10 protein-coding genes and 1 pseudogene are annotated in these 11,021 nt (G+C 44.6%); 7 read left to right on the top strand and 4 right to left on the bottom strand.

The features are described 5' to 3' along the window. Positions 1 to 386: 386 nt before the first annotated feature. Positions 387 to 812: a TonB system transport protein ExbD gene (gene exbD / locus AB204_RS18435; RefSeq protein WP_047964846.1), complete on the bottom strand. Its 426-nt coding sequence runs from the start codon at positions 810 to 812 to the stop codon at positions 387 to 389. Positions 813 to 818: 6 nt separating this feature from the next. Continuing rightward, positions 819 to 1,856: a tonB-system energizer ExbB gene (gene exbB / locus AB204_RS18430; protein ID WP_047964845.1), complete on the bottom strand. Its 1,038-nt coding sequence runs from the start codon at positions 1,854 to 1,856 to the stop codon at positions 819 to 821. 389 nt (positions 1,857 to 2,245) lie between these two features. Between exbB and metC the strand changes: the two genes are divergently transcribed. The 5 genes from metC (at position 2,246) to AB204_RS18405 (ending at position 7,249) form a co-directional block, all read left to right on the top strand. Beyond that, the gene (gene metC / locus AB204_RS18425) at positions 2,246 to 3,439 is read left to right on the top strand and encodes a cystathionine beta-lyase (RefSeq protein ID WP_047964844.1); all 1,194 of its coding nucleotides are present in this window, start codon (positions 2,246 to 2,248) and stop codon (positions 3,437 to 3,439) included. Between the two features lie 182 nt (positions 3,440 to 3,621). Then, positions 3,622 to 4,293 (top strand): DedA family protein, encoded by a 672-nt coding sequence (locus tag AB204_RS18420; RefSeq protein WP_047964843.1) that lies wholly within the window; start codon positions 3,622 to 3,624, stop codon positions 4,291 to 4,293. 346 nt (positions 4,294 to 4,639) lie between these two features. Beyond that, positions 4,640 to 5,800 carry an alcohol dehydrogenase gene (yqhD, locus tag AB204_RS18415; RefSeq protein ID WP_047964842.1) on the top strand — a complete coding sequence of 387 codons (1,161 nt, stop codon included), beginning with the start codon at positions 4,640 to 4,642 and terminating at the stop codon, positions 5,798 to 5,800. Between the two features lie 25 nt (positions 5,801 to 5,825). Further along, on the top strand, positions 5,826 to 6,656 hold the full coding sequence (dkgA, locus tag AB204_RS18410) for a 2,5-didehydrogluconate reductase DkgA (RefSeq protein ID WP_047964841.1): 831 nt from the start codon (positions 5,826 to 5,828) through the stop codon (positions 6,654 to 6,656). 299 nt (positions 6,657 to 6,955) lie between these two features. Beyond that, positions 6,956 to 7,249 (top strand): hypothetical protein, encoded by a 294-nt coding sequence (locus AB204_RS18405; RefSeq protein WP_047964840.1) that lies wholly within the window; start codon positions 6,956 to 6,958, stop codon positions 7,247 to 7,249. 91 nt (positions 7,250 to 7,340) lie between these two features. Here the strand turns inward: AB204_RS18405 and AB204_RS18400 are convergent. Together AB204_RS18400 and AB204_RS18395 are read right to left on the bottom strand one after the other, a co-directional pair. Further along, positions 7,341 to 7,625: pseudogene (locus tag AB204_RS18400) on the bottom strand (M16 family metallopeptidase); the annotation flags it as partial. A 127-nt stretch (positions 7,626 to 7,752) separates the two neighbouring features. Next, the gene (locus AB204_RS18395) at positions 7,753 to 8,409 is read right to left on the bottom strand and encodes a YtjB family periplasmic protein (protein ID WP_047964838.1); all 657 of its coding nucleotides are present in this window, start codon (positions 8,407 to 8,409) and stop codon (positions 7,753 to 7,755) included. Positions 8,410 to 8,524: 115 nt separating this feature from the next. Between AB204_RS18395 and serB the strand changes: the two genes are divergently transcribed. Beyond that, positions 8,525 to 9,502, top strand: a complete 978-nt coding sequence (gene serB, locus AB204_RS18390; RefSeq protein WP_047964837.1) for a phosphoserine phosphatase — start codon at positions 8,525 to 8,527, stop codon at positions 9,500 to 9,502. A gap of 54 nt (positions 9,503 to 9,556) precedes the next feature. Next, positions 9,557 to 10,942 carry a DNA repair protein RadA gene (radA, locus tag AB204_RS18385; protein WP_047964836.1) on the top strand — a complete coding sequence of 462 codons (1,386 nt, stop codon included), beginning with the start codon at positions 9,557 to 9,559 and terminating at the stop codon, positions 10,940 to 10,942. Positions 10,943 to 11,021 lie beyond the last annotated feature (79 nt).

Below are 11,021 nucleotides of genomic sequence, written 5' to 3'. Positions count from 1 at the left end.
ACACTACCCTGTTCAGAATATATTTTTACAATAAAACAAAATAACAGAATAATAATTTTAACCAGCGTAAACATAAAAACATGAATATCGGACAATGAAGTAAAAACAAAATTCATTGACTATTTTTAATACACAGATCTTCATTCAACTGAATAAAAATAAATAAAAAATATAATGCTAATATAAAGAATATTATGGCTGATTTATAATCTATTTCAGTCGATTCTTACTCTTCATCTTTCAAATTGCATTGAAGATAACAAGGGGATTTATTTTGGATATATATCATCAACAGGAGAGACTACAGAAAGCTGAACTGCCCAAATAGCTATTTGGGCAGTTCATGTTTATCACGCTAAATTATCATGGGATCGCATGAGTGAGGTTTATTGAGCAGCAACAGATTCCATTCCCACCAGCCCAACTTTGAGGTAACCCGCCTTGCGCAGAGAATCCATCACACTCATCAATGTTTCATAATCCACGGATTTATCTGCCTGGAAGAAAATCGTGGTTTCTTTATTGGATTGCGTAGTTTGATCCAATACCGAAGATAAGGTATCGCGATCAATCTGTTGCTCACCCACATAGAGTTGACGATCCGCTTTCACAGTCAAGAATACCGGTTTTTCTGGTCGGGGTTGTGGTTTAGCGGATGAGGCCGGTAAGTTGACTTTGATATCTACCGTTGCCAACGGCGCGGCTACCATGAAAATAATCAGCAGCACCAGCATCACGTCAATAAATGGCGTGACGTTAATTTCATGCAGTTCACCGCTATCGTCCAAATCTTCATTAAGACGTATTGCCATAGTTTATTACCTTGCTTCTGCTTTTTCTGCTTTGCTTTCAGCCAGATCAAGATCGCGACCCAACAACAGGACTGCCCGAGCCGCCGTATCTCCCACTTGCCCACGGTATGAGGAAATCACACGGGCAAAAACGTTATAAATGACTACCGCAGGGATCGCCGCCACCAGACCCAAAGCTGTCGCCAGCAATGCTTCCGCAATACCCGGTGCAACAACCGCCAGATTAGTGGTTTGTGAATGGGCAATCCCGATAAAGCTGTTCATGATCCCCCAAACAGTTCCGAACAACCCGACAAACGGGGAAATTGCGCCAATGGTCGCCAGATAGCCATTACCACGCCCCATATGACGGCTGATTCCCGCAACGGCACGTTCCATACGGAATGCGGTTCGTTCTTTGGTTCCTGCCTTGTCAGCGCTCTCAGCAGACAGGGCACGCTCTGACTGTGCTTCGCTCAACAACAAACGGCTGATACTTTGCTTACCAAAATCCGCTGCAATTTTCACAGCCGCATCCAGATTGGCGACGTCAGCCAAAGCCTGCTGTTCTTTGTGTAAACGACGGCGCGCCATGAATAGTTCCGTGCCCTTGGAGAAAAACAGTGCCCATGTGATGACGGAGGCGATGACCAGCCCTACCATGACCGTTTTTACGACCACATCCGCATTATTATACATGCCCCAAACAGACAGATCGGTTGCGAGTCCACCGGATTGGTTGGCTGATTCTTCTGTAACTGGTTCAACAACAGCTTCGGTAGCCACGGTTTCGCTGACTACAGTTTCTGCTGTATCCGGGGTTGCAGATTTCGTTTCTGTGGTTGACGGTGTTTCTGTGGTTGATGGTACTGTGGTTGATGGTACTGTGGTTGATGGTACTTCAGTTTTCGGTTCAGCCACTTGTGGCGCTGCGGAAGATGCTGGTGTTGCCGGAGCGGCTACCTGAGCAGCAGCCTGATTTTCTGGCGCGGCTGGCGCTGTATCAGCCCATGCTGAACTTGTTAATCCGAGTGCCAATAGAATAGAAGCTGTCAAATTACGCATCAGTTAGCCTTACTCTCTTTTTTATAGATTCTGTTACTTAGCAGTGAATCACGTTTACTCATCTTGCTAATCCTAATATGACCGGGGTCATGATTTTTACTTTTTTACCCCAATAGCTCAAGAGGGGAAAAAGTTCGCCGCAAATGATATCAGACATTGTGCGATTTGATAGTAATTATCATTACTATTTAAAAAAAATTGCTAAAAAACGATGTACTTTTGTTCACACCTCCTGATAGCCTCTCAACAGATCACCTTGAATTTTCGTCAAGTTACCCGAATCCCTTTGTCAAATCGGCCCCAAATCTTTTAACTTTCTAATCATTATTTGAACAGTTCTGTTTAGGCATGAGGAAGTAGGCCAAAAATTAACCTAGAGGATGAGATCTATGACAGAAAAAAAATTAGAAACTTTATTGGTCAATGTAGGCAGGGAAAAAAAGTATACGCAGGGTGCCGTTAATCCTCTTATTCAACGTACATCATCTGTCATTTTCGATACCGTTGAACACATGCAGCATGCTTTGAAGCACCATACTAAAGGCGAATTAATCTACGGACGCCGTGGCACGATGACGCATTTTGCCTTTCGGGATGCAATGACTGAACTGGAAGGCGGTGCAGGCTGTGCTCTCTATCCTTCCGGTACAGCCGCTGTCACTAATTCGATTCTGGCTTTTGTAAAAACCGGCGATCATGTTCTGATGACAGGAAATGCGTATGAACCATCACAGGCTTTTTGCGATAAGGTTCTGAAGAAAATGGGTATCACTACGGATTATTTTGATCCGATGATTGGCAAGGACATTGCTTCTCTGATTAAGCCCAATACCACAGTGCTCTTTCTTGAGTCTCCCGGTTCTCTGACGATGGAAGTACAGGATGTCCCTGCTATCGTGCGGGCCGCCCGTAAGGTTAATCCTGAAATTGTGATTATTATCGATAATACATGGTCGGCTGGCATTCTGTTTAAGGCGCTGGAGTTTGGTATCGATATTTCCGTTCAATCCGCCACAAAATATATCATCGGCCATTCAGATGGCATGCTGGGAACCGCAGTCGCCAATGCACGATGTTGGGAGCAGCTCAGAGAGCGATCTTACCTACTGGGTCAAATTGCCGATCCCGATACCGTTTATATGGCAACGCGTGGGCTGCATACGCTGGCTGTTCGTCTAAAACAACAGGAAAAAAACAGTATCAAAATTGCCAAGTGGCTCGCAAAACGGCCGGAAGTGGCTGAAGTTTACCACCCCGCCCTGCCTTCTTGCCCCGGGCACCGTTATTTTAAACGCGATTTCACCGGTTCTTGCGGGCTGTTTTCTTTTCTCCTGAATACTGTGCTTACACCTGAACAAGTCGCTGATTATCTTGATAATATGAAGCATTTTAAAATGGCGTTTTCATGGGGAGGATTTGAGTCATTGATTTTGGATAAGCAGCCTGAATTTCTCCAAACGGTACGCCATTACAATCCACCGAAAAAAACCGGCACGTTATTCCGCCTTCACATCGGGCTGGAAGATCCACAAGATTTGATGGGCGATCTGGAAGCGGGTTTTGCTCGCCTTGCAAGTCGTTAATTTCCTGACAAAACGGTGATCCAATCTCATGGCTGCCTTTCCATTGCAGGCAGCCATGATTGTGTTTTATCCCTTTCAATCCCGTATGCTGAATCAAATCAACCTTCATCCCTCCATTTTGCGGTACACTGGGATTGATCTGTTTATTAATTAGTTTACTTGCAAAAATCACAGGATAAACAATGGAAACGTTAAGCGAGATCGTGCATGCACTCTGGCATCATGATTTTAACCAACTCGCCAATCCCGATGTCATCTGGATTATTTATGGTGTCCTCTTTGTCACCCTTGTACTGGAAAACGGGCTATTACCCGCAGCCTTTTTACCCGGCGATACCTTATTGATACTTTCTGGTGCCTTGATTGCCAAAGGTGTCATGAGCTTCATTCCCACGGTGCTTCTGCTGACCATTGCCGCCAGTCTGGGATGTTGGTTAGGGTATTTGCAGGGACGTTGGCTGGGTCATACTCGTGTTGTCAAAGATTGGCTGGCTCAGCTTCCCTTACAGTATCGCCAACGCGCTAATGTCTTATTTACCAAACACGGTCTGTCGGCCCTGCTCATCGGGCGTTTTTTGGCGTTTGTTCGCACTCTCCTGCCAACATTTGCCGGAATTTCTGGTCTAAATAATAAACGCTTTCAATTTTTTAACTGGTTAAGTGGCTTTTTATGGGTCATTATTATCGTGGGTTTTGGCTATACCTTAAACCAGATCCCTTTTGTCAAAGCACATCAGGATCTGGTCATGAATATTCTGGTGATTTTGCCGGTCGTTCTGTTGATTAGTGGGCTGTCTGCTTCTCTGTTGATGTACTGGCGTCACAAGAGAGCATCATCAAAAAAAAATAAGTAAACACACTTACCGTTTTAACATTCTTGCGAAAAACGCTATCTTACTGAAAACGAATATTTTTCTATTAATTAGTTTATCAGCAAAAAAATTAAACAATTAGGGTCCATTCCGATAAGCATAGTTACTGCCAATAATTTGAGCTTAGCCAAATTCAACATGCTGAATAACTGCCTCTGAATGGGATGGACCAACTCATCAATCAAGTTTATTCAATCAATTAACCAACCAATATAGTAAAGAAATATTAATAACAAGCATGCAGATAGACCTATATTGATAAACAGCGATATGTGTACAGCCATAGCCAAAAACTTACATGGTTCTGTTAGTAAGAGTGGTTATTATTATGCAAAATTTTACACTACACACACCCACCAAAATCATTTTTGGTAAAGGACAAATCGCCCAGCTGAGCAATGAAATCCCTAAAGATGCCAGAATATTGCTGACTTATGGTGGTGGCAGCATAAAATACAATGGTGTTTTATCTCAGGTTCATGACGCATTAGAAGGCTATACAGTTGAAGTATTAGGCGGTATTGAACCTAATCCTGCTTATGAGACGCTCATTAAAGCGGTCGAGTATGTTCGCCATCACGAGATTGATTATTTACTGGCAGTCGGCGGGGGATCAGTCATTGATGGCACAAAATTTATTGCCGCGGCGGTAAACTACCCCCACGATGATTTATGGGAAATCCTGACAACCTGCGGTGCATATATTACCTCAGCCATCCCATTTTCCTGTGTATTGACACTGCCCGCGACAGGTTCCGAGACAAATAATATTTCAGTTATCAGCCGGCGCAAAACAGGTGATAAGCTGCATTTTGTCTCTTCTGTCATTTTTCCTCAGGTCGCTATCCTTGATCCCGAAGTGACTTTTTCTCTGCCATCCCGCCAGACTGCCAATGGTATTGTAGATGCGTTCGTCCATACGCTGGAGCAATATCTGACTTACCCTGCCAATGCCAAAGTACAGGATCGTTATGCAGAAGGCTTACTGATGACGTTACTTGAAGAGGGGCCAAAAGCGTTGAAGGAGCCTGAAAATTACGATGTTCGCGCCAATATCATGTGGACTGCGACTCAAGCATTAAGCGGCATTTTGGGAGCTGGTGTACCACAGGATTGGGCAACACATATGCTAGCTCACCAATTAACCGCCCTTCACGGTTTAGACCATGCCCAGACACTGGCAATTATTTTGCCACACCTCTTGCAGGAAAAACGAAGTGTGAAACACGCTAAGCTCCTGCAATATGCTGAACGCGTTTGGAAATTTACGGAGGATTCAGAAGAGGAACAAATTAACCATGCTATTCATGCCACTCGCCAGTTTTTTGAAAGTATGGGCGTGAAAACCCGTCTTTCTGATTATCAGCTTGATGGAAGTTCTATTCCAGCCATGATCAAAAAACTAGAACAACAAGGTTTGGTTGCCCTTGGAGAACATCAAGATATTACGCTTGATGTCAGTAAGCGCATTTATGAGGCGTCCATCTGAAACACCAAATCTGAAGGAGGTTAGAATGGGTCAGCAAACAATTATTAAACTCGTCGATGAAAATCACATGCCACAACTGGGGCTTGGGGTTTGGAAAGCGAGTAATGAGCAGGTGGTTGGAGCTATCCACACCGCATTAGAAGTGGGCTATCGCTCCATTGATACAGCAGCGAGTTATCATAATGAAGAAGGGGTCGGAAAGGCCCTGAAAGAAAGTGCCATTCCACGTGAAGAAATTTTTATCACCACCAAACTTTGGAATGATCGTCATCTGGATGCCAGCACTGCATTACAGGAAAGTTTGGATAGATTACAGCTAGATTATGTTGATCTCTATCTCATTCAATGGCCTGTTCCCGAACAGGATCATTATGTGGATGCATGGAGACAGCTTATTGAACTGAAAGAAGCCGGATTGACTCGCAGTATTGGTGTTTGTAATTTTCACATTGAACACTTACAGAAAATAATGTTGGAAACGGGTGTGGTTCCCACCATCAACCAAATTGAACTTCATCCCCTGATGCAACAGCGGCAACTTCATTCATGGAATGCCACCCACCATATTACCACGGAGTCCTGGAGTCCATTATCACGCGGTGGAAAAGGTGTCTTTAACTCCCCGTTAGTTGAACGATTGGCAATGAAGTACAGCAAAACGCCAGCGCAAATCGTGATTCGCTGGCATCTCGAATGTGGCATGATTGTCATTCCTAAATCCGTTACACCTTCCCGTATCAAAGAAAATTTTGATGTATTTGATTTCAGGTTGGAAAAAGAAGATTTAACTGCTATGGCTGAATTGGATATTGGTAAGCGAATAGGCCCAAATCCTGATGATTACAATCAACTTTAATGTATATCCACCGACCTAATCCAATCCCTTCCAATAGACCTGAATTCTGTTTTCCCACAGGGTTCAGGTCAGGCGCATAATCTGAACTGTCTCTCTTAAAACACTATAACTCATTAACAAAATCAATGTTTTTAATAATAACTATGTTTACTATTTATGTATGATTGATGTTATAGACTTACTTTTCAAAGTTAAATAATCAATATATTAAATGGATAATTAATATTAACTGAGTTTGTGACAATCATTGATAGATCTATTTTCATAAACCCCCTTAAATAATACTTAAGGAAATGATGATGATTTACATAGTTATTTCTTTATTCATGCTTATCCCTTTTTTCTTTGCCTTGAGGTGGTTCCTGTTATCACACCTGATCCACCACAATGCGGCAGGCATGATGCTGGCAATAGCAGCTATCGCTTTTCACATGTACATCTTCCGCTTCGACAAATTACCGATTGTACACGTTGCCATGTCCCACAGACCGATCGTGTTCTATGGCGCAGTTCTCATTGCATTGCTGCATGGTGTGATCTATTCCATTTGCTTCAAGCGGTATTATGGGAAGGCGACTTATGAAGAACATTAAAGAATGTTTTTTTAATTCATCGCCCCCTATTGGGGGCAATTCGTTGAAAAGTGGCTGAATACTCTTAAGGCATAACTTTCTTTGCCGGGGGTATCTCGTCAGCACGTTCAGGCGCAGAAGTGAAATTTAACCGTGCGGAATAATAAGGAGACGGCAGTTTTGCCAGCATTTGTGAAAAACCTAACGCATACACGCCGCCAGCCTGTTCCCGCATGGCAAAACGCAACTTCTGACTGATGATAGAATCCAAAAGCTGTAGGGCAAGCATCTCTTTTTGTGACCAAATGGCAGATGAAGCGTATTGGATACTGATCATGCTCTTGTCGCTGCTGGCAATCGGGTAAGTATGCTGCATGGGTTGCATTCGTGGAGCAATGCCCTGCATTTCGGCCCTGTATTGGCGAACCCATTTTCCCAGAGTGCTGGCCTCAATCCCAGCGAACGGGCAACCTTAACAGGCTTTTGAAGTGTCCGAGATCTTATACCACTACAATCAAAACCAGTTAACGGGAAGAGCCGTTCTTATCGTTTTTTTCATCCGTTGATTTGGTATTCGCAGTCAAAAGATAAGGAGACTGTTGCCAACGGCTGGGTGCCAGTTGCAGTAAATTATGCGCCAGAATAAAGCCAATCGCCAAAGCCAGCAGGAGCATGATCCGAAGTAAGTTAGTGGTGTTATCGACCTGCTTGGCTTCTGTTGCCAATCTATGGGTATCCAGTGTCAGGCGGAGAAAACCCTGCGGAGAATCTTTCCCCGGTATAGGGACAACGATTTGCTGATTGAAATAGCTACTGGATTTTTTACCTTCCAGCGCCAATCGTTCACGGACAGAAACTGGCTCACCACTGCGTGCAATCTGCGTTCCATTTTCCAGATAAACACTGGCATCCAGAATGCGGCTGTTGCTGGTCAAGTAATCCAAATTAGCGACAATCTTTTTATTATTAAGATCTTTGCTACCATTCTCCATATAATCAGCCAAGCTGAATGCGACCTGTTTTGCCAATGTTTTCGCCAAATCCTCAAACTGATCCATATGGGCCTGCTGTTGAGAACGGCTGAAATAGGAAACACCCTGCATCAGCAGAACCAACAGTGCTATACATATTAAAATAATCGCCGTCTTGTGCAGTCGAAATTTTAGCTTTGCTTTAATCATCGTTATCCCATCCCATGATCGGAAAGCACATGTTGCCAGATGCTGTACTGATAGGATAGTTTGAAAAGCATTTTTCGCTTGCCAAAATTGCATGGAATTACAGGAGTCGAAGTTCATGTCTAATAATCTGGCCTATCGTTACTTACCGGATGAGATCCATAAATGGCCGGGGTTACCGCTATCCCTTAGTGGTGATGAGGTTATGCCACTGGATTACCGAGCAGGAGACAGCGGCTGGTTGCTGTATGGACGAGGTTTGGATAAACAACGCATCAGCGATTTTCAGCACCGGCTTGGAGTCGCTATTGTGGTGGTATCTTCATGGCGTATTGATGATTATCAAGTTGTTCGTATTGCCGGCAGTCTTTCACCCCGCATTAAACGATTGGCGGATGAATGCCGTCTGGACGTTGTTCCGCTGGGTCAAATCCCTCGCCTGCGTTCACCCGGCTTATTGGTGATGGATATGGATTCGACCGCAATCCAAATCGAATGCATCGATGAAATTGCCCGTCTGGCGGGAGTTGGCGATAAAGTGGCGGCAATTACAGAACGGGCCATGCAGGGTGAACTGGATTTTTCAGAAAGCCTGCGCGAACGAGTCGCCCAACTGGCAGGAGCTGATGTGTCAATCTTACAGCAAGTGATGGACACACTTCCTCTTATGCCCGGCCTGACCAGCCTTGTCCGCAAATTACAATCATTGGATTGGCATGTTGCTATTGCTTCCGGTGGTTTTACTTTCTTTGCCGATAACCTCCGCCAGCAATTGCGCCTGTTTGCCGCCGTCGCCAATCAACTTGAGATCAAAGATGGCAAACTGACCGGTAAAGTCAAAGGGCCGATTGTCGATGCGAAATACAAGGCAACTACCTTAATAAGGCTGGCAAAAGAGCTGGATATTCCCCTCAGTCAAACTGTCGCGATTGGGGATGGTGCCAATGATCTGAAAATGATCCGCAAAGCGGGATTGGGAATTGCCTATCATGCCAAACCTAAAGTGTATGCACAGGCTAAAGTTGCGATCCGCCATGCAGATTTGATGGGTGTTTTGTGTGTATTGAGTGGCGGCTTAAAGCATGAAGAACGCTAATGTTAGCAGCCAGCCATCACCATATTAACAATCACCATATTAAGGGAGCATAGAGTGGCAAAAGCAGCAAAACGGGCATTCGTCTGTAACGAATGTGGCGCGGATTATCCCCGCTGGCAGGGGCAATGTACCGCATGCCACGCATGGAATACGATTACGGAAGTGCGCTTAGCCGCCGCTTCCTCTTCCCGCAATGAACGTTTCAGCGGTTATGCCGGAGATACGGGCATCAGTAAAGTACAAAAACTTTCAGATATCAGTCTGGAAGAACTTCCCCGTTTTTCAACCGGATTTAAAGAATTTGATCGTGTTCTCGGCGGTGGCGTGGTTCCCGGCAGTGCTATCTTGATTGGTGGTAATCCCGGAGCGGGGAAAAGTACCCTGCTCTTACAAACCATGTGTCAATTATCGGCACAGATGAAAACGTTGTATGTAACAGGGGAAGAATCATTACAACAGGTAGCAATGCGGGCACATCGTCTGGGATTGCCGACTGATAAACTGAATATGCTGTCAGAAACCAGCATTGAGCAGATTTGTCTGATCGCAGAACAAGAACAGCCCAAGCTCATGGTAATTGACTCAATTCAGGTTATGCACATGGCAGATATTCAATCTTCACCGGGTAGCGTAGCCCAAGTGAGGGAAACTGCGGCTTACCTGACCCGATTCGCCAAAACCCGCGGCGTTGCCATTATCATGGTTGGGCATGTAACAAAAGATGGTTCTTTGGCTGGTCCCAAAGTACTTGAACACTGTATAGACTGTTCCGTTATGCTTGATGGCGAAGCAGATTCTCGTTTTCGTACCCTGCGAAGCCATAAAAACCGTTTTGGTGCCGTAAATGAACTGGGTGTGTTCGCGATGACTGAACAAGGATTGAGGGAAGTGAGTAACCCTTCCGCTATTTTCCTGAGTCGTGGCGATGAGATCACTTCAGGCAGTTCCGTCATGATTGTGTGGGAAGGTACCCGCCCTTTGCTGGTTGAAATTCAAGCGCTGGTAGACCACTCCATGATGTCAAACCCACGTCGCGTAGCAGTGGGACTTGAGCAAAATAGGTTGGCTATTCTGCTGGCTGTCCTGCATCGGCACGGTGGTTTGCAAATGGCTGATCAGGATGTTTTTGTTAACGTCGTGGGCGGTGTGAAAGTGACGGAAACGAGTGCTGACCTTGCGTTACTGCTCTCTTTAGTGTCCAGTTTCCGTGATCGTCCTTTACCCCGTGATCTCGTGGTATTTGGTGAGGTTGGTCTGGCTGGTGAAATTCGTCCCGTCCCCAGTGGTCAGGAGCGTATTTCAGAGGCAGCCAAGCACGGATTTAAACGTGCTATTGTTCCCCACGCTAATATGCCGAAAAAGTCATTACCAGACATGAAAGTATTCGGTGTCAAAAAACTGGCCGATGCGTTATCAGTTTTAGATGATCTGGATAATTAAACAATTTCTCGTTCATTTTATATCTAGGTATTTTTCCTAATTATCCATAATATATATTGCCTGCCGTCACATATTAAAT

It is taken from the genome of Xenorhabdus khoisanae, from assembly GCF_001037465.1.
In the GTDB taxonomy this organism is placed as follows: Bacteria; Pseudomonadota; Gammaproteobacteria; order Enterobacterales; family Enterobacteriaceae; genus Xenorhabdus; species Xenorhabdus khoisanae.
Note: the sequence above shows the minus strand (reverse complement) of the source record. Positions and strands in the feature narration are given on the sequence as shown.

Coding starts and splice junctions, on each gene's coding strand:
- exbD (WP_047964846.1), bottom strand. CDS start 812: ATGGCAATACGTCTTAATGAAGATTTGGACGATAGCGGTGAACTGCAT.
- exbB (WP_047964845.1), bottom strand. CDS start 1,856: ATGCGTAATTTGACAGCTTCTATTCTATTGGCACTCGGATTAACAAGT.
- metC (WP_047964844.1), top strand. CDS start 2,246: ATGACAGAAAAAAAATTAGAAACTTTATTGGTCAATGTAGGCAGGGAA.
- AB204_RS18420 (WP_047964843.1), top strand. CDS start 3,622: ATGGAAACGTTAAGCGAGATCGTGCATGCACTCTGGCATCATGATTTT.
- yqhD (WP_047964842.1), top strand. CDS start 4,640: ATGCAAAATTTTACACTACACACACCCACCAAAATCATTTTTGGTAAA.
- dkgA (WP_047964841.1), top strand. CDS start 5,826: ATGGGTCAGCAAACAATTATTAAACTCGTCGATGAAAATCACATGCCA.
- AB204_RS18405 (WP_047964840.1), top strand. CDS start 6,956: ATGATTTACATAGTTATTTCTTTATTCATGCTTATCCCTTTTTTCTTT.
- AB204_RS18395 (WP_047964838.1), bottom strand. CDS start 8,409: ATGATTAAAGCAAAGCTAAAATTTCGACTGCACAAGACGGCGATTATT.
- serB (WP_047964837.1), top strand. CDS start 8,525: ATGTCTAATAATCTGGCCTATCGTTACTTACCGGATGAGATCCATAAA.